17 protein-coding genes are annotated in these 17,000 nt (G+C 72.8%); 4 read left to right on the forward strand and 13 right to left on the reverse strand.

Translation table 11 applies throughout. The features are described 5' to 3' along the window. Positions 1-146 precede the first annotated feature (146 nt). The 4 genes from ACIQPR_RS33625 to ACIQPR_RS33640 all read right to left on the reverse strand — a co-directional run bounded on the left by ACIQPR_RS33625 (position 147) and on the right by ACIQPR_RS33640 (position 3,001). Positions 147-659 (reverse strand): hypothetical protein, encoded by a 513-nt coding sequence (locus ACIQPR_RS33625; RefSeq protein ID WP_403655954.1) that lies wholly within the window; start codon positions 657-659, stop codon positions 147-149. Positions 660-1,042: 383 nt separating this feature from the next. Continuing rightward, positions 1,043-1,744, reverse strand: coding sequence for a response regulator (locus ACIQPR_RS33630; protein WP_403655957.1), 702 nt, complete (start codon positions 1,742-1,744; stop codon positions 1,043-1,045). Positions 1,745-1,877: 133 nt separating this feature from the next. Beyond that, complete coding sequence (locus tag ACIQPR_RS33635) at positions 1,878-2,540, reverse strand: CBS domain-containing protein (RefSeq protein WP_403655960.1); 663 nt, start codon at positions 2,538-2,540, stop codon at positions 1,878-1,880. Next, positions 2,537-3,001 (reverse strand): cyclic nucleotide-binding domain-containing protein, encoded by a 465-nt coding sequence (locus ACIQPR_RS33640; RefSeq protein ID WP_403655963.1) that lies wholly within the window; start codon positions 2,999-3,001, stop codon positions 2,537-2,539. The genes ACIQPR_RS33635 and ACIQPR_RS33640 overlap by 4 nt, the downstream gene beginning before the upstream one ends. 258 nt (positions 3,002-3,259) lie before the next feature. Here ACIQPR_RS33640 and ACIQPR_RS33645 point away from each other — a divergent pair, with 258 nt between their 5' ends. From ACIQPR_RS33645 to ACIQPR_RS33655, 3 genes are read left to right on the forward strand one after another with little or no spacing between them, the layout of a single operon-like run. Then, complete coding sequence (locus ACIQPR_RS33645; RefSeq protein ID WP_403655965.1) at positions 3,260-5,953, forward strand: GNAT family N-acetyltransferase; 2,694 nt, start codon at positions 3,260-3,262, stop codon at positions 5,951-5,953. Positions 5,954-5,964: 11 nt separating this feature from the next. Further along, positions 5,965-6,696, forward strand: a complete 732-nt coding sequence (locus tag ACIQPR_RS33650; protein WP_403655968.1) for a CBS domain-containing protein — start codon at positions 5,965-5,967, stop codon at positions 6,694-6,696. Between the two features lie 21 nt (positions 6,697-6,717). Next, positions 6,718-7,236, forward strand: a complete 519-nt coding sequence (locus ACIQPR_RS33655; RefSeq protein ID WP_403655970.1) for a flavodoxin domain-containing protein — start codon at positions 6,718-6,720, stop codon at positions 7,234-7,236. A gap of 102 nt (positions 7,237-7,338) precedes the next feature. On the opposite strand, the gene ACIQPR_RS33660 is transcribed toward ACIQPR_RS33655, so the two are convergent. Continuing rightward, a complete protein-coding gene (locus ACIQPR_RS33660) occupies positions 7,339-8,310 on the reverse strand; it encodes a GerMN domain-containing protein (RefSeq protein ID WP_403655973.1) in 972 nt (323 codons plus the stop codon). A gap of 275 nt (positions 8,311-8,585) precedes the next feature. On the opposite strand from ACIQPR_RS33660, the gene ACIQPR_RS33665 reads away from it, so the two are divergent. After that, positions 8,586-9,575, forward strand: a complete 990-nt coding sequence (locus tag ACIQPR_RS33665) for an Acg family FMN-binding oxidoreductase (RefSeq protein WP_403655975.1) — start codon at positions 8,586-8,588, stop codon at positions 9,573-9,575. Between the two features lie 40 nt (positions 9,576-9,615). On the opposite strand, the gene hypE is transcribed toward ACIQPR_RS33665, so the two are convergent. The 8 genes from hypE to ACIQPR_RS33705 are packed head-to-tail and all read right to left on the reverse strand — an operon-like array spanning position 9,616 to position 16,893. Next, complete coding sequence (gene hypE / locus ACIQPR_RS33670) at positions 9,616-10,650, reverse strand: hydrogenase expression/formation protein HypE (RefSeq protein WP_403655978.1); 1,035 nt, start codon at positions 10,648-10,650, stop codon at positions 9,616-9,618. Beyond that, a complete protein-coding gene (gene hypD, locus ACIQPR_RS33675) occupies positions 10,647-11,762 on the reverse strand; it encodes a hydrogenase formation protein HypD (RefSeq protein ID WP_403655980.1) in 1,116 nt (371 codons plus the stop codon). The genes hypE and hypD overlap by 4 nt, the downstream gene beginning before the upstream one ends. Next, positions 11,759-12,379, reverse strand: a complete 621-nt coding sequence (locus ACIQPR_RS33680; RefSeq protein WP_403655982.1) for a CBS domain-containing protein — start codon at positions 12,377-12,379, stop codon at positions 11,759-11,761. Before ACIQPR_RS33680 ends, hypD begins: the two co-directional genes overlap by 4 nt. After that, a complete protein-coding gene (locus ACIQPR_RS33685) occupies positions 12,372-13,733 on the reverse strand; it encodes a Ni/Fe hydrogenase subunit alpha (RefSeq protein WP_403655984.1) in 1,362 nt (453 codons plus the stop codon). The genes ACIQPR_RS33680 and ACIQPR_RS33685 overlap by 8 nt, the downstream gene beginning before the upstream one ends. Then, positions 13,730-14,488, reverse strand: coding sequence for an oxidoreductase (locus ACIQPR_RS33690; protein ID WP_403655986.1), 759 nt, complete (start codon positions 14,486-14,488; stop codon positions 13,730-13,732). Before ACIQPR_RS33690 ends, ACIQPR_RS33685 begins: the two co-directional genes overlap by 4 nt. A 1-nt stretch (position 14,489) precedes the next feature. After that, positions 14,490-15,296, reverse strand: a complete 807-nt coding sequence (locus ACIQPR_RS33695; protein ID WP_403655989.1) for an FAD/NAD(P)-binding protein — start codon at positions 15,294-15,296, stop codon at positions 14,490-14,492. Next, positions 15,293-15,757: a Crp/Fnr family transcriptional regulator gene (locus tag ACIQPR_RS33700; RefSeq protein WP_403655992.1), complete on the reverse strand. Its 465-nt coding sequence runs from the start codon at positions 15,755-15,757 to the stop codon at positions 15,293-15,295. Before ACIQPR_RS33700 ends, ACIQPR_RS33695 begins: the two co-directional genes overlap by 4 nt. Continuing rightward, a complete protein-coding gene (locus tag ACIQPR_RS33705) occupies positions 15,757-16,893 on the reverse strand; it encodes a 4Fe-4S dicluster domain-containing protein (protein WP_403655994.1) in 1,137 nt (378 codons plus the stop codon). Before ACIQPR_RS33705 ends, ACIQPR_RS33700 begins: the two co-directional genes overlap by 1 nt. Positions 16,894-17,000: the final 107 nt, after the last annotated feature.

Below are 17,000 nucleotides of genomic sequence, written 5' to 3' on the forward strand. Positions count from 1 at the left end.
ACCCACCGGGACGTCCGACACGGGGCGTTGGGGGGAACTGCCTCCGTGTCACTTTCCATACTCGTCTGTGCACTTGAGTGAAGCAGGGGGACGGTGGGGGGCAAGGCTCAGGACCATGGGGCCATTGACTGTCGTGCTCCGCGGTGTCACGTACGGGACGGAGGAGCGGGGCGCTCCCGTGATCCGCGTACCGGTCCGGCGACCCCCGTCCGGATATCGGAGATGCGGCGCGTGGCCAGGTCGGACCGGACCACGAGGTGTGTGCGGCGGGGCTGTCCGTCCCCGTCCTCCCGGACCAGGGTGACCCGGCTCCAGCAGTGCCCCGTGCCGCTGTTGTCGTAGTCCACGCGCCACGAGGTCGGCACATCGGTGGAGCGCAGTACACCGTCCCTGGCGTGGACCGCTTCCCAGCTGATCAGTCTGCGCCGCAGGTCGGGTGTGAGGTAGTGGTGCCGCAGGGCCTCGGCGAGTTGTCCGCGGCCCCGGTCGCGCAGTGCGTCGGTGTAGGCGCCGTAGAAGTCGGCGACGTGGTCGACGGCGGACAGCGGCGCGCCCTCGCGTCCGGCTGCCGTGCGGGTGGCGGACGCCGGCACGCGCGAGCGCCGAGGTGGCACCGTCGCACCGGGTGTGATGTGGCGCACTGTGAGGGACTTGGCCATGGAGGTCCCCTCCCTTCCTGTCCTTTCTGGTCGTTCCTGGGGAAGTCCGAGAAGTCGTCACCTTCAGTGGATCGCGCCGTGCGGGCGTTTTCGAGGGCCAAGTGGCTTGCCTTCGTGGACCGTTCGGCGCGTTGCCCAGGCCGGTAGGGCCCAACGCCGGACGTGGGCGCTGGATTCGATCCCGGACGACGCGTTCAACAGGGCGGTGGGCAAAGCGAGTTCGGAAAGGCGGAAGCTGGAAGGCGGCAGGCGGCAGCAGCGGTGGGCCCGCTCCGAACCGCGTCGTACGACCCCGGAGTCAACGAGAATCGTGTGGGTCCGCCGAGGCGGCGGTCGAGAAGCACGGTGCCGGGGCGAGAGGCTTCCCCGCCTTGAGCCGAAGGTCACCGGGGGCGCGGCGCGTCCTGTTCGGGCTGTTCCAGGTGCGAGGCGATCACCGCGGCCTGCACCCGGCGCTGGACGCCCAGCTTGGCCAGCAGCCGGGAGATGTGGTTCTTGACCGTCTTCTCCGACAGGTACAGCTTCTTGCCGATCTCCCGGTTGGTCAGACCGTCCCCGATGAGCGCCAGGATCTCCCGCTCGCGCGGCGACAGGCCCGCCAGTTCGGGTGCCACCTCCGGCGCGGCGGCCGGCTCGGTGCGCAGGGAACGCATCAGGCGGGCCGTGGTCGCCGGGTCGAGCATCGACTGGCCCGAGGCGACCGTGCGCACCGCCGAGACCAGGTCCGAGCCCTTGATCTGCTTGAGCACATAGCCGGACGCACCGGCCATGATCGCGTCCAGCAGCGCTTCCTCGTCGTCGAACGACGTCAGCATCAGGACGGCCAGCTCCGGCATGTTGCTGCGCAGTTCACGGCAGACGGAGATGCCGTCGCCGTCCGGCAGCCGCACGTCCAGCACGGCCACGTGCGGCCGTACCGCGGGAGCCCGTACGAGAGCGTGCTCCACGTTGCCCGCGTCGCCGACCACGCTGATGTCCGGCTCGGAGTCCAGCAGGTCGGACAGACCACGCCGGACGACCTCGTGGTCGTCCAGCAGGAAGACGCGGATCGGGTCCTGCGCCGTGAAGGTACGTGACTCGGTCATGACGACCCCTTGTTCCCCGGGTGTGAGACGTGCTGCGGACGTCCGTGCTCGTGATCATCACCTGCCGAGGCCGGTCGCGCTAGGGCCGACCGGCCCCTCTTCGGCCATGGTGCACCCTGCGGAGCCCGCCCCGTCAGACCATGGGCGGATCCTGTCCGTCGAGTTCGAACCGTACGTCCACCACTCCTTCGACGCCTCGCGCCAGGCGGGCCGCCGCGGGCACCAGAGAGGTGTCGCGAACCCGGCCGCCGAACGTGACGATGCCGTCACCGACCGCCACCCGAACCTGCGAGTCCGGTGCGGGGAAGAGGTAGGCGACCACTTCCCGGCGGACCTCCTCCGCGATCTCCTCGTCCTCGCGCAGGAACACCTTCAGGAGGTCGGCCCGGCTGACGATGCCCAGCAGCCGTCCGTCGTCGTCGACGACGGGCAGCCGCTTCACCCGGGCCCGCACCATGTCCCGCGCGGCCTGCGCGAGTGTGACGTCCGCCGGGACGGTGAGGGCGGGGGAGGTCATCAGCTCGTCCGCCGTCACCGAGCCGGCCCTGCGCAGGTCGGACAGCCTCCGCAACTGCGTGTACCGGTCGGGGTCGCTGTCGCGGAACTCCTCCTTGGGGAGCAGGTCGGCCTCCGAGACCACGCCTATGACCCGGTCCGCCGCGTCCAGCACGGGCAGCGCGCTCACCCTGCGTTCCTGCATGGCCCGCACGATGTCCTTGAAGGACGCCGCGCCGTCGACGGTGGCGACCGACCGGGTCATCACATCGCTCACGACGTGCGGGGATCCGGTGGTCATCGCCCGCTCCCGCTGCCGTAGGGGCCGTACAGGTCCAGCAGCCGGGTACGGGCCGCGCGCAGCCGGTGCGCCACGACCTGGCCCACCCACTCGGCGACGGCGATGCCGAACTGCGGATCCTGCCGGCACGCGGCCCGCACGGCCTGGGCGTCGAACTCGTAGGCCCTGAGCGGGGTCGTCGCTTCGGCGCCCAGATGCCAGGTGTGCGGGGCGAACAGCCAGGACCAGCCGACGAGTTCGTTGTGGCCCAGGGACTCGATGACGGCCGCCCGGCGACCCGGCACGTGCATGTCGAGGTCGACGGTGCCGCTGCGGATGATCCAGAACCGGTCCGCGCGCTGGTTCTCCTCGAAGAGACGGGTGCCCAGGGGATACGACACCTCGTGGGCCATCCCCATCAACCGCTCCCGGTACTCGGCGGGGAGGGCGCGCGGCAGGCTCATGGTTACCGGACCGTTCATGGCGTGCCTCCAGTAAGGCGTACGGAACTGCCACCTCCAGGGTGGGCCCGCCGGCAGGGCCCGGACCATGGGCCACCCGGCCCAGCGGGGAGGCCGTCCGGCAGGTCACCGCTCCCGTGCCGCCCCGGCCGCGGAACGTCCGGACCGGGCCCGTATCAGGGGCCGACCGGCCCCCGGTCCGCCCCCGGACAGCCCATGGGAGCGCGGCCCGTTCCGGCGGACCCTCGGAGTGTCCACAGATCTGGAAGGGGTTCCGCGATGACGCACGACGCGCTCGGCAGGCCCACCGTCCACGCCCTGCTCGCGGACGGCACCACGGTGTGCATCCGACAGGCACGGCCCGGCGACCACGAGCAACTGCGCGGTTTCTACGAGGAGATGTCCCCGGAGAACCTGCGGCTGCGCTTCTTCGGGATCAGCCGACGCGCGGGCGAGATGGCCGCGGACCGCGCGTGCGCGGCGCCGCACCCCGGATACCGGGCCCTCGTGGCCGAGACCCTGGGCCGGATCGTCGGACTCGCCGAGTACGACACCTCCGGCACCGGGACGGTGGCCGACATCTCGATCGCGGTCGCCGACGGACTGCACCACCGGGGTGTCGGCACGCTGCTGGTCGAACACCTGGTCTCAGCGGCCCGGACCGAGGGCATCACGATGTTCACGGCCGACGCGCTCAGCGAGAACCGCGAGGTGCTGCGGCTCTTCGCCGATCTCGGACTGCGTACCGTCCGCCGCTTCGAAGGACCCGAGACGCGCTGCACCCTGGCCCTCGACCAGAGCGAGGGGTACCTGTCGGCCACCGAGGAGCGGGGCCGGGCGGCCGACGTCGCCAGCCTCGAACCGCTGCTGCGGCCGGACGCGGTGGCCGTCGTCGGCGCCGGCCGCACGGCGGGCTCGGTGGGCCGGGCGATCCTGCACCATCTGCGCTCCGGCGGCTTCACCCGTCGCCTCTTCGCCGTGAACCCCGCCGCGACCACGATCCTCGGCGTGCCCTCGTACCCCTCGGTGTCCGCCCTGCCCAGGACCCCCGACCTGGTCGTCGTCGCCGTGCCCGCCGCCGCCGTACCGGCGACCGCCGAGGAGTGCGGCAAGGCGGGGGTGCGCGCCCTCCTCGTGATCACCGCGGGTCTCGACGCCGACCACGCGCGGGACCTGATGACCCTCTGCCGGACGTACGGCATGCGGCTCGTCGGACCGAACTGTCTCGGCGTCTCCAACACCGATCCGGCCCTGAGCCTGGACGCCACCTTCGCCGCCGACCACCCGAGCCCCGGCACCGCCGGTGTCGCCGTGCAGTCCGGGGGAGTGGGCATCGCCCTCCTGGACGGCATGTCCCGCCTCGGCATAGGCGTCTCCTCCTTCGTCTCCCTCGGCGACAAGTTCGACGTCAGCGGCAACGACATGCTCCAGTGGTGGGAGAGCGACCACCGCACCGACCTGGCCCTGTTGCACCTGGAGTCCTTCGGCAACCCGCGGGCCTTTTCCCGGACCGCCCGGCGAGTGACCCGCCGCATGCCCGTGCTGACCGTCGACGCCGGCCGCACCGACGCGGGCCGTCGCGCCGCCGCCTCGCACACCGCGGCGGCGGCCACCCGCACCATGACCCGAGGGGCCCTGTTCACGCAGGCCGGCATCACCGCCACCCGCTCGGTCGGCGAACTCCTCGAAGCCGCGGCCCTGATGCACGCCCAGCCGCTGCCCGTCGGCGCGCGCGTGGCGATCGTGACCAACGCGGGCGGCGCCGGTGTGCTCGCGGCCGACGCCTGTGCCGAGGCCGGGCTGAGCCTGTCGGCGCCGACCCCGCAGCTGATCGACGACCTGCTGGCCGTACTGCCCGAGGGTGCCGCGGCGGGAAACCCCGTCGACGCCACCGCGGCCGTCACGGAGGAGCAACTCGCGGACTGCGTGGACCGGATCATGCGGCACGGCGGATTCAACGCCGTCCTCGTGGCACTGGTCCCCACGGCGGTCGCCGAGGCGACCGGCGACGACCTGACCCGGGCACTGACCCGCGCTCCGGCCCGACGGAACAAGCCGGTTGTCGTGGTCCGGCTCGAACAGGCCCTGCCCGTCGAGCTGTTGCCCGCGACGGACGGCGGCGCGATCCCCTCGTACGCCGAACCCCAGGCGGCGGCGCGGGCGTTGGCACACGCGGCGCACCGCGCGGCCTGGCTCGCCCGGCCTGTGGGCACCGTCCCCGTCCTCGACGACGTCGACACCGAGCGCGCCCACGCCGTGGCCGAGGTCTACCTCGACGGCCACCCCGACGGCGGCTGGCTCGAACCGCGGGTGTGCGCCGAACTGCTCAGCTGCTACGGCATCCCGCAGTCCCCGTGGGCCTGGGCCGAGACCGAGGACGACGCCGTCCTCGCCGCCGACCGGCTCCGGGGTGCCGACGGCCGGGTGGTCATGAAGGGCCACTGGCCGGGTCTTGTGCACAAGTCCGTCGAGCACGCGATCCACCTCGACCTGCGCGGCGACTCCCAGATCCGTGCCGCCTTCCGCGACCTGGAGACCCGGTTCGCCGGACGCCTGACGGGCGTGGTGCTCCAGCCCCTGGCCGACCGCGGCACCGAACTGTTCGCGGGGGTCGTCCAGGACGAGGTCTTCGGACCGCTGGTCCTGTTCGGACTCGGCGGCACGGCGACCGAGATCCTCGCCGACCACGCGGCACGGCTCGCCCCGCTCACCGACGACGACGTGCACGACCTGATCACGTCCCCGCGCTGCGCCCCGCTGCTCTTCGGTGCGGACGGCGCCGGACCCGTGGACCTCGAAGGCCTCGAACAACTGCTGCTGCGACTGTCCCGGATGGCGAGCGACCTGCCGCAGCTGGCCGAGGCCGACTTCAACCCCGTTCTCGCGACGCCGGGCCGGGTCACCGTGCTCGACGCGCGCGTGCGCCTGCTGCCCCGACGGCCGCAGGACCCCTATCTGCGCCGGCTCCGCTGAGGAGGAGAACCATGAAGCACAACAAGGTCGGCTCCGTGATGACCACGGAGGTCGTGCACGCCGTGTACGGCACGCCCTTCAAGGAAGTGGCCCGACTGCTCGGAGAGCACCGGATCAGCGGACTGCCGGTGGTCGACGAGGACGAGAAGGTCATCGGAGTCGTCTCCGAGACGGACCTGATGATCCGGCAGGCCGACACACCGGACCCCTACGAGTCCAGGAAGCGCGTCCGGCTCGCCGCCCTGACGCGCCGGGGCCGGGCCCGGGCCGTGAAGGCCGGGGCCCGTACCGCCGGCCGCCTGATGACCGCGCCGCCCGTCGTCGTGCACGCCGAGGACACCATCGTCGAGGCCGCCCGGGCCATGACACAGCACCGGATCGAGCGGCTGCCCGTCCTCGACGAGGAGGACCGGCTCGTCGGCATCGTCACCCGCCGCGACCTGCTGACGGTGTTCCTGCGGCCCGACGCGGAGATCCGCACCGTGGTCGAACAGGACGTACTGCAAAGGGCGTTGTGGGTGCCGGCACACACCGTCGAGGTCTCCGTCGTCGACGGAGTGGTCACCCTCGTCGGCCAGATGGAGCGTAGGAGCGAAACGGAGATCGCCGTGTCCATGACCGAACAGATCGACGGCGTGGTCGCAGTGGTCGACAACCTGACCTTCCGGCTCGACGACTCGCACACGCGGCCCGAGCCGCCCGCCGTCCACGGCGTCGCCGACGGCTGGCCGCGCGGCAGGTGAAAGGAAAGGAGGCGGACCGTCATGCATGCGAGCGTGCTGGTCGCCTACGGAACGAAGAACGGATCGACGGCCGGGATCGCCGAGGCGGTGGCCGACGTCCTGAACAAGGCGGGCGTCACCGCCGAGGCGCTGCCCGCGGCCACCGTCCCCGACGTGAAACCCTACGGCGCCGTCGTCATCGGCGGCGCCCTGTACGCGGGACACTGGCAGCGGGACGCGCGCCGCTTCCTGGGCCGGCACCGCCGGGCCCTGGCCGGGCGGCCGGTGTGGCTGTTCAGCAGCGGCCCGCTCGACGCGTCGGCCTCGGAGCGGGACATCCCGCCGGTGCCCGGTGTGCGGCGGGCCATGATCCGGCTCGACGCCCGAGGGCACACCACCTTCGGCGGCTGCCTGGGGGAGGACGCCGAGGGGCGCCTCGCCCGGTCGATCGTACGGGGCGGAAAGGGCGGGGACTTCCGCGACTTCGCCGCGATCGAGGCGTGGGCGGCAGGGATCGCCGACGAACTGCTCGGGCTGCGGAACGCGGCCGGCGCGGTCTGAGCGGACTCTGACCGGACCCTGAGCGGACGGCACCTTCGACCCGACGTGGACGATCCCCGGCGCGTGACACGCGCCGGGGTTCTCACGTGCCGGGGACCGGTGTCAGCGGTTCACGGTCAGGGGCACGGTGTCGACGGTCACCGGACGGCCGTCCTTCGGCGACACGAAGTACGCCGTGAGCAGGCCCGGACCGGTGCGGGTGGCGTGGTAGGGGACGGTGACGTCGAAGGTGCCGCGGGTACCGGTGCCGGAGGTGGCACGGACCTGCACGTCGGCGGCCCTGTGCCCGGCCGCGTCGGTCACCCTGAGCCGGAACACGGCCTCGAACGTGTTGGCGCTGCCCCACACGCGCAACGGGGTACGGACCGAGTCGCCCGGCAGCGGCGACTCGACCAGGACGGACGGCGACACGTCCTCGAAGTCGGCGCGGCCGACCGGGCCGTTGAGCACGATTCCCTCGGAACCGAAGCGTGCGACCGGCTTGCCCTCGATCTCGAAGGCCACCTTGTGCACGCCGGGGAAGCGGGTGAGCGTGAACACGACCTGGGCCAGGCGCTCCCGTAGCGACAGGCTCCCGCCACCGTCGTCGTAGCGAGCGGAGAGGTCGACCGTCGCGATGTGGTCGTGGACGGCCACCGACCGCAGAGCGGTGCCGGACGGGATCGCGGTGGTGCGGAACCGGACGCGCTCGGAGCGGGTGGGGCCGGCCAGCAGGGCGCGCACCGCCGCGGTGGCGGTCGCGGGCGCCGTGACGGTACGCGGCGCGGCCGAGACCTTGTCGGCGTGCAGGAAGTACACCGCGGTACGGACCTGCTTCGCCGCCGAGGTGCTGGAGCCGCTGCGATCGCCCGACGAGGGCTTCGGCGCGGTTGTCCCCGGCGCGACCGACGTGGAGCGTGCGGGGCCCCCGCTCGTACCGCCCGAGGTTCCCGTGTCCGAGGGAGACGACGTTCCGGGGGACGTTCCGGGCGCGATGGTCGTGCCGCAGGCGGAGAGCGGGAGCAGTGGGAGCGCGAGCACCGCCGCGACCAGGACCGGGCGGTGGCGGCGGGCGGCCGGTGTTTCGCTGGACATGGCATCCTCCTCCGACACTTCCAGCGAACCGCTCGGCGAGGACGGCCTCCAGTGTCGGCCGGTGCCCGTCGTCCCGCCGAACGGCCGGGCGGCCCGGGGCCGTTCGGCCCCGGCGGGTCCGTCCCGAGGCGCGGGAGGGGTGGTCGACGCATCGGCGAGGGCTGCCCGGACCGGGTGGCGGGACCGTCGGCCCATGCCCCGACGCGGCACGGGAGGGGACGCTGAGATCGGACGGTTCACGAAGGGTGGACGGTTCGCGAAAGGCGGGATCCACCATGTCCGTGTCGTACGAGAACTCCGGTCACGCGGTGATGCACCTGGCCCGCGCCGCCTCCCTGGCGCCCTCCCCGCACAACAGCCAGCCCTGGTTCTTCGCCGAGGAGGGCCACGACCACGGCTTCGAGGTGCACGCCGACGCCGGGCACCGCATGCTTCTCACCGACCCCGGCGGCAGGGAGATGGTCATCGCCTGCGGGGCGGCGCTCTTCAACGCGCGGACGGCCGTACGGCACCTGGGCTTCCAGCCGGCCGTCGACCTGCTGCCGGAACCCGGGAACCCGGGCTTCCTCGCCCGTGTGCGCTTCGCCGCGCACGCGCCGAGCACGCCCGAGGAGGCGGCCTTCGCCGCCGCGATGGCCCAACGCCACACCCACCGGGGCCCGTTCACCTGCGCACCGCTGCCCGAGGGCCTTCTGGACGACCTGCACGAGCACGCCCGGGTCGAGGGCGCCGTCCTCCGGGTCCTCGACGAGCCCGAGGATCTGGACGTGCTCGCCCAGCTGGTGCGCACCGCCGAGGACGTGCACCGCGCGGATCCGGGGCACATCTGGGAGGTGAGGCGCGGTGTGGGATCCGACGGCATACCCGTGGAGGCCTGCCGCTACCACCCGGACTGCACTCTCCTCGCCGGCCGTGACTACCTCGACCTCGCCCGCCGCTACCTCGTCCCGGCCCGCAGGCGAGGCCAGGGGACCGGCGTCGTCGCCACGCTGTCCACCCCGCGCGACGACCGTCAGGACTGGCTGCGGTCGGGACAGGCGCTGCAGCGCGTCCTGCTGGCCTCGGCCGCTCGGGGCGTCATGGCCGCGTTCCATACGCAGCCGCTCGAACTGCCCGCGCTGCGGGCGGTGTTGCGCCGTCGAGTGACGGCCGGGAACTTCCCGCAGCTGGTGCTGCGGCTCGGACACCCCGCGCAGACGTGGAGCAGCCCGCGTCGTGCGCCCTCCGACGTGCTCGTGCGTGACGGCGCCCCGGCCGGGCGGTGACGACCGCCTCGGCGGGTGTTGCGGGAAGAGGGGCCCGTGCTCAGCAGATGCGGGGGAGTTGTTCCCCGAGCGGCATGTCCACGATGCGTCGGGCGCCCACCAGCGTCCGCAGCGTCACCCGTCCCGGCGGGCCGGCGGGCAGTACCTCGCCGATGCGTACGGCCTGCGCGCCCTCGCCCGTTGACCGCATCGCGGCCAGCGTGTCCTCGGCGGCGTCCGCGGAGACGAAGGCGACCATGCAGCCCTCGTTGGCGACGACCAGTGGGTCCAGGCCGAGCAGGTCGCAGGCGGCGGCGACCGCCTCCGGCACGGGTACGGCGCGCTCCTCGATCTCGACGGCGACGGACGAGTCGCGGGCGATCTCGTTGAGGCAGGCGGCGAGCCCGCCCCGGGTCGGGTCGCGCAGTACGTGGACGGCGGGACCGATCGGTGCCAGGGCACGCACCAGGCGGTGCAGAGGCCGGGAGTCGGAGGCGATGTCGCTCTCGAAGCCGAGGCCCTCCCGGGTGCTGAGCACGGTCGTGCCGTGCAGTCCGACCGGCCCGGACAGCAGCACCGCGTCGCCCGGGCGGGCCAGCGCGGCGGACGGGTGAAGGGAGCCGTGCCGCTGCCCGACGCCGGTGGTGTTGACGAAGAGCCGGTCGGCGGCACCACGGCCCACGACCTTGGTGTCACCGGTGACCACGGGCACCCCCACCTCCCGGGCCGCCTTCCCCAACGAGGCGACGACGGAACGCAGTTCGGCCAGCGGCAGCCCCTCCTCGACGATCAGCGCGACCGACAGCGCGATCGGCCACGCGCCGCGCATCGCGAGATCGTTGACCGTGCCGTGCACGGCGAGCGAGCCGATGTCCCCGCCGGGGTAGGACAGCGGGCTGACCACGAAGCTGTCGGTGCTGATCACGAGTTCCCGGTGACCCGGCAGCAGCGCCGCGTCCTCCAGCGGTCCGGCGGTCTCGCCCAGTGCGGGCAGGATCAGCCGGTCCAGCAGTTCCTCGCTGAGCCGGCCGCCGGCGCCGTGGCCCAGCAGCACGACCTCGTCCTCGTGGACGGGGGCGGGGCAGTCGATGGTCATGGCGTGCTCCTCGAAGGCGCTGGGCCGGCGGTGCGTCCGGCCGCGTGGAAGGCGGCGCAGGTGCCCTCGGACGACACCATCGGCGCGCCGAGGGGACGACGGGGGGTGCACCGGGTCCCGTAGGCGGTGCAGTCGGTGGGCAGCCTCGCCCCGGTCAGGATCGCGCCCGCGATGCACTCGGGGTCCTCCACCGGGCTCAGCCCGCCCACGTCGAACCGCTGGGCCGTGTCGAACTCCCGGTACTTCGCGGCGAGTTCGAGACCGCTGTCGGGCAGCACGCCGATACCGCGCCAGGCACGGTCGGTGACGCGGAAGACCTCGCGCACGGCGTCCTGGGCGGCGGTGTTGCCCGAACGCCGCACGGCCCGCACGTACTGGTTCTCCACCTCGGCCCGTCCGGACTCCAGCTGACGGACCGTCATCAGGATGCCCTCCAGCAGGTCGAGGGGTTCGAAACCGGTCACCACGACCGGCACCCGGTAGCGGGCGGCGATCGGTTCGTACGCGCGCCAGCCCATCACCGCGCACACATGCCCCGCCGCGAGGAACGCCTGTACCTCGCAGTCCGGGTCGTCGAGCAGCGCGGTCATCGCGGGCGGCACCAGGACATGGCTGACCAGCATCGAGAAGTTCGTCAGGCCGAGGCGGGCCGCGTGCAGCACCGCCGTCGCGTTGGCGGGCGCGGTCGTCTCGAAGCCGACGGCCAGGAAGACGACCTCCCGGTCCGGGTGGGCGGCGGCCAGCCGTACGGAGTCCATCGGGGCGTACACCACGCGGACGTCCGCGCCGCGCGCCCGCAGCGACAGCAGGTCCGTGCCGGTGCCGGGCACACGCAGCATGTCGCCGAAGCTGGTGAGGATCACACCGGGCCGGGCGGCGACGGCCATGGCCCGGTCCAGGGTCTCCAGCGGGGTCACGCACACCGGGCAGCCGGGGCCGTGGATCATCCGCATCCCGGCGGGCAGCAGCTCGTCGATCCCTTGGCGGACCAGGGTGTGGGTCTGGCCGCCGCACACCTCCATGATCCGCCAGGGCGAGGTGGCCGTCCGCCGCAGCTCGTCCAGCAGCCGCCGGGCGAGCACGGGATCGCGGTACTCGTCGAGGTACTTCATCGGTGCGTCAGGTCGAGCCGTACGTCGACGACCCCCTCCACGGCGCGCACGGCGCGGGCGATCACCGGCACGAGCTGCCGGTCGGGCAGCGAGCCGCCGAGCGTCACCACGCCGTCGCTCACCCCGACCGTCAGCGGGCTGGTGACCGGGAGCCGGTTCAGCACGTCGTGCCGGACCTCCGCCGCGATCTCGCCGTCCTGGCGCAGGAACACCTTGAGCAGGTCGCCGCGGCTGACCACCCCCTGGAGCAGTCCGACGCCGTCCACGACGGGCAGTCGTTTCACGTGCCGGCGGGCCATGATGCGGGCGGCCTCGGCGACGGTGGCGTCCGGGTGCACGCTCACGGCCGGGGTGCTCATCAGCTCGCCCGCGGTGACCGCACCGGCCTTCGTCCGTGCGGCGGAGTCGCCCTCCTCGGTGTCGCGGAACTCCTCCTTGGCCAGCAGGTCGGCCTCGGAGACCACCCCGACGACCCGTCCCTCACCGGCCAGCACCGGCAGGGCACTGACCTTCCACTGGTCGAGCAGTTTCGCGACCTCCTTGAAGGGCGCCTCGCTGCCGACGGCGACGACGGTGTGCGTCATCACATCGCTGACGGTGTACGGGGATTCAGGCATGGCGGCCTCCCACGGTGTCTTGCGGGGTACGGACGATCCTCAGGTCGAGGAAGTGGGTGGAGCAGGAGATGCACGGGTCGTGGTTACGGATGGCCCGCTCGCACAGGGCCGTCAACTCGGCGTCGTCCGGGTCGTGTTCACGGACGGCGGCCTGGGTGAGACGGCGCAGGTCGTCCTCGATCGCGGCCTGGTTCTGCGCGGTCGGCGGCACCATCGTGGCGCTGGTGACGATCCCGTCGCCGTCGAGGGCGTACCGGTGGTAGAGCATTCCGCGCGGCGCCTCGGTGGCACCGTGCCCGACACCGGCGACCGGCGGCACCTCGGTGAACGGGCGCGCGGGCGGCTCGTAGGAGCCGATGATGCGCAGTGCCTCGTCGAGGGCGTACACCGTCTCCACCGCCCGGACCAGGATGGACCGGAACGGATTGCGGCACACGGCGCCCTCGCGCGGATCGCCCAACCCCGCGCTCACGGCCGCCTCCCGTGCCACCGGCGACAACCGCGCGCCGCTGATCGCGAACCGGGCCAGCGAGCCGGTGAGATGCAGCCGCCCGTCCAGGCGGGAGTGCAGCGCGGTCGAGTGCGGCACATGGGTCTCGGTGACGTGCTCGGTGAACACTCCTACGGGGAAACTCCCCTTGGTGCCGTCGGCGCGCAGCACGGTCGGTGTGCCGGTCTCGATCGCGTAGGTGTCGGCGGCGGCCAGCGCGAACAGATCGGCGTCGGTGCGCGCGTCGGGGAACTCGAAGCCCGCCACCCAGCGCACGGTCTCCCAGGCGTCGTCCAGGGCTCGCTTCAACTGCTCGGTCGGCGCACGCAGTTCGTGCCGCGACGGAGCCCGGTGGAAGCCGCCGAGGCGCACGTTGACCGGATGGACGGCCCGGCCTCCGACCAGCTCCATCAGGTCGTTGCCCGCCTTCTTCAGCCGCAGACCGCGCTCGACCTCGGCCTGGTGCGTGCGGGCCAGTTCGATCGCGCTCGCGCGGCCCAGGAAGTCCGGGGCGTGCAGCAGGTAGATGTGCAGTGCCTGGCTCTCGATCCACTCGCCGCAGTACAACAGCCTGCGCAGATCCCGGACCGCCGGGTCGACCGTCACTCCGCACGCGTCCTCGATGGCCGCACAGGCGCTCATCTGGTACGCCACCGGGCAGATCCCGCACACGCGGGCCGTGATGTCCGGCGGCTCGGTGTACGAACGGCCGCGCAGGAAGGCCTCGAAGAAGCGCGGCGGCTCGTAGATCTCCAGCCGTGCCTCGGTGACCGTGCCGTCGTGCACATGCAGGCTGAGCGCGCCCTCCCCCTCGACCCGGGACAGCGAGCCGACGTGCAGGACACGGGATCCGCGGTGTGTCACTGGTCCAACTCCTTGTCGAACGCGAGGGCGTTGAAGGTGTGCAGGTAGCGCCGCACGGCGTCCTCGTCGAGGCCGTCGCGGCGCAGCAGCGGGATCAGCGCGGGCAGGTTCACCGAACCGGACGGCCCGAAGCAGCCGAAGCAGCCGCGGTGGTACGCCGGACACAGTGCCCCGCATCCGGCGTGGGTGAGGGGACCCAGACAGGGGGTGCCGTGCGCGACGGTGACGCAGACCGTGCCGCGCCGCTTGCACTCGAAGCACACGCTGTGGTCGGGGACGTCCGGCTTGCGGCCGGCGAGGAACGCGGTGACGACCTCGATGAGCTGCCGCCGGTCGACCGGGCAGCCGCGCAGTTCGAAGTCGACGTCCACATGCGCCGACACGGGGGTGGAGGTGGCCAGCGTCGAGATGTACTCGGGGTGCGCGTAGACCGTGCGCCGGAACTCGTCGACATCCGCGAAGTTGCGCAGGGCCTGGATGCCGCCGGCGGTCGCGCACGCGCCGATGGTCACCAGACGGCGGGAGGCGGCGCGGATCTCCCGGACGCGTTCGGCGTCGGCGGCCGTGGTCACCGATCCCTCGACCAGGGACAGGTCGTACGGTCCGGCCGCCACCGCGCTGGACGCCTCCAGGAAGTGCGCGATGTCCACCTGGCCCGCCAGCGCCAGGAGTTCGTCCTCGCAGTCCAGCAGGGTGAGCTGGCAGCCGTCGCAGGAGGCCAGCTTGAACACGGCGAGTCCAGGCTTGGGCGCCATCTCACAACTCCCTTACGGAGAGCAGCGGTTCGGCCCGCTTCCAGTCCACGACGGGACCGTCCCGGCACACCAGCAGGGGGCCGAGCTGGCAGTGCCCGCAGTGCCCGGTCGCGCAGCGCATGTTCCGTTCCAGCGAGACCCGGATCCGGTCGCGACGGACCCCGCGGTGCGCGAGTTCGCGGGCGGTCGCGCGGATCATCGGCTCGGGTCCGCAGACGAACGCCCACGCGCCCCCGGGCTCGAAGCGCGCCCGGCCCAGCAGTTGGGTGACCACACCGACGTCCCCGCGCCAGTCCGCGTCCGGCTGGTCCACCGTCACTCCGGTGTACGCCGTGGCCCAACCCTGCATCTCGGTGCGGGAGATGAGGTCGCCCGGGGTCCGGGCCCCGATCAGGACGTTGACGCGGCGGTAGGCCGCACGGTCGGCCAGCGCCCCCAGGACCAACGGCCGCAGCGGGGCGAGACCGATACCGCCCGCCACGACCACCACGTCCCGGCCGCGCGCCCGCTCCAGGTCCCAACCGGTGCCGTACGGACCGCGGATGCCGATCACGTCGCCGACCCGGGCCGAGCACAGACCGTCGGAGACCGCGCCCACCGAACGGACCGTGTGCGCGAGTCCGCCCGTGGCCTGTACGGAACTCACCGAGACCGGTATCTCCCCGCGCCCGAAGGAGTGTACCATCGCGAACTGCCCCGGCAGGAAGTCGGGGAGCGCGGAGGCGACCGGCTCGAACCGCAGGGTGACCGTGTCCGCGCTCTCCGCCCGGCGGGCCACCACGCGATGAGGGACCGGGAGAGCGGTCACGGCTCCTCCTTGGTCTCGTAGATCCCGTACAGGTCGACCAGCCGGGCGCGGGCCGCGTTCAGCCGGTGGGCCAGCACCCGCCCGACCCAGTGCTCGACGGCCCGTCCGAACTCGGCGTCGTCCAGGCACATCAGACGGATGGCGACGGCGTCGAACTCGTAGGCCTGCAACTGGGTCACGGCACCCGCGCCGAGTTGCCAGACGAACGGCTCGTACAGCCAGGACCAGCCGACCAGGTCGCCGATCCCGAGCGTCTCGACGACCGGCGGTCGGCGGCCCGGCACATGCATGTCGAGGGCGGCCGTGCCGCTGCGGATGATCCAGAAGCGGTCGGCGTGCGCGCCCTCCTCGAAGAGGCGGGTGTCCGGCTGGAAGGTGACCTCGCGGCCGACGTGGAGCAGCCGCTCGCGGTGCTCGGCGGGCAGCGCGTGGTTCATACGCAGGGCGATCGAGGGGGCCATCAGTCCGTCTCCGTTCCGGTTTCGCTCTCCAGCGCGGCCACTTCCTCCGTGATGTCGATGCCGGCCGGGCACCAGGCGATGCAGCGCCCGCAGCCCACACAGCCCGAGCTGTCGAACTGGTCGTGCCAGGTGGAGAGTTTGTGGGTGAGCCACTGGCGGTAGCGGCTGCGGGCCGAGCGGCGCACCGGACCGCCGTGCAGATATGAGAAGTCCAGGTCGAAGCAGGAGTCCCAGCGCTGCCACCGCTCGGTGTGGTCGCCGGTCAGGTCGGTGACCTCCTCCGTGGTGGTGCAGAAGCAGGTCGGGCACACCATGGTGCAGTTGCCGCAGGTCAGGCAGCGGGCGGCGACGTCGTTCCAGCGTTCGGCGTCCATGCTGGAGCCCATCAGGGCCCGCAGGTCGACCGGGGGCAGCGAGCGGCCCATGCGGTCGCGGGCCGCCTCGACCGAGGTCAGGGCCCTGGTCCGGGTGGACTCGTCGGCCGTGCGGCGGGGCACCTGCTCCAGCAGTCGCGCCCCCGCCTCGCTGCCGACGCGCACGAAGAAGCGGTGACCGTCCGTGTCGACCACCTCGGTCAGCGCCAGGTCGTAGCCGGTGTCCGCGGCGGGCCCGCCGCCGGTGGAGACACAGAAGCAGGTCGCGCCGGGCTCGGTGCACTCGGCGGCGATCAGCAGCGCTCCGGACCGGCGCCTGCCGTACCCGGAGTCCGCGTACCGCCCGCCGGCCAGGACACGGTCCTGGATCGCGATGGCCCGCAGATCGCACGGGCGCACACCGAGGAAGGCGTACGACGGGGCGGCCGGCTCCTCGGCGGTGAAGGCGACCTGGCCCTCGGGCGTCCGGTCGGCGCTCCACAGCCGCTCGTGCGCCGGATGCAGGAAGTTCTTCCAGGACTGCGGTCCCGCGCTGTGCGCGAACGCGGCCCCGTCCTCGCGAGGCACCAACCGGTAGCGTCCGGCGTCCAGTTCGACACCCCAGCCGTAGGGCAGCTCGTCCGCCGAGGTCAGCTCCGCGAGGACGACCGCCCCGTCGCGCACGGTCGGCCCGACGACGGTCCGTCCCTGCGCCACCAGTACGGTGACCAGCGCGTCCAGGCCGTCCCGGTCGAGCACGGCCGAAGCCGAAGCGGCGGTCATGACGGTCCTCCTCGTCGTCCCGGGCGGATCGTGCGTCTCCACCTCAGACTCCGGCAGGCCCGGCCCCCACGGCAGGGGCCGACCGGCCCTGACGGACGAGCCGACCG

The organism is Streptomyces sp. NPDC091280 (assembly GCF_044768565.1).
GTDB lineage: Bacteria > Actinomycetota > Actinomycetes > Streptomycetales > Streptomycetaceae > Streptomyces.

Bases quoted from the DNA above. Each gene is read 5' to 3' on its own strand.
- ACIQPR_RS33625 (WP_403655954.1), bottom strand. From the start codon at position 659: ATGGCCAAGTCCCTCACAGTGCGCCACATCACACCCGGTGCGACGGTG.
- ACIQPR_RS33630 (WP_403655957.1), bottom strand. From the start codon at position 1,744: ATGACCGAGTCACGTACCTTCACGGCGCAGGACCCGATCCGCGTCTTC.
- ACIQPR_RS33635 (WP_403655960.1), bottom strand. From the start codon at position 2,540: ATGACCACCGGATCCCCGCACGTCGTGAGCGATGTGATGACCCGGTCG.
- ACIQPR_RS33640 (WP_403655963.1), bottom strand. From the start codon at position 3,001: ATGAACGGTCCGGTAACCATGAGCCTGCCGCGCGCCCTCCCCGCCGAG.
- ACIQPR_RS33645 (WP_403655965.1), top strand. From the start codon at position 3,260: ATGACGCACGACGCGCTCGGCAGGCCCACCGTCCACGCCCTGCTCGCG.
- ACIQPR_RS33650 (WP_403655968.1), top strand. From the start codon at position 5,965: ATGAAGCACAACAAGGTCGGCTCCGTGATGACCACGGAGGTCGTGCAC.
- ACIQPR_RS33655 (WP_403655970.1), top strand. From the start codon at position 6,718: ATGCATGCGAGCGTGCTGGTCGCCTACGGAACGAAGAACGGATCGACG.
- ACIQPR_RS33660 (WP_403655973.1), bottom strand. From the start codon at position 8,310: ATGTCCAGCGAAACACCGGCCGCCCGCCGCCACCGCCCGGTCCTGGTC.
- ACIQPR_RS33665 (WP_403655975.1), top strand. From the start codon at position 8,586: ATGTCCGTGTCGTACGAGAACTCCGGTCACGCGGTGATGCACCTGGCC.
- hypE (WP_403655978.1), bottom strand. From the start codon at position 10,650: ATGACCATCGACTGCCCCGCCCCCGTCCACGAGGACGAGGTCGTGCTG.
- hypD (WP_403655980.1), bottom strand. From the start codon at position 11,762: ATGAAGTACCTCGACGAGTACCGCGATCCCGTGCTCGCCCGGCGGCTG.
- ACIQPR_RS33680 (WP_403655982.1), bottom strand. From the start codon at position 12,379: ATGCCTGAATCCCCGTACACCGTCAGCGATGTGATGACGCACACCGTC.
- ACIQPR_RS33690 (WP_403655986.1), bottom strand. From the start codon at position 14,488: ATGGCGCCCAAGCCTGGACTCGCCGTGTTCAAGCTGGCCTCCTGCGAC.
- ACIQPR_RS33700 (WP_403655992.1), bottom strand. From the start codon at position 15,757: ATGGCCCCCTCGATCGCCCTGCGTATGAACCACGCGCTGCCCGCCGAG.
- ACIQPR_RS33705 (WP_403655994.1), bottom strand. From the start codon at position 16,893: ATGACCGCCGCTTCGGCTTCGGCCGTGCTCGACCGGGACGGCCTGGAC.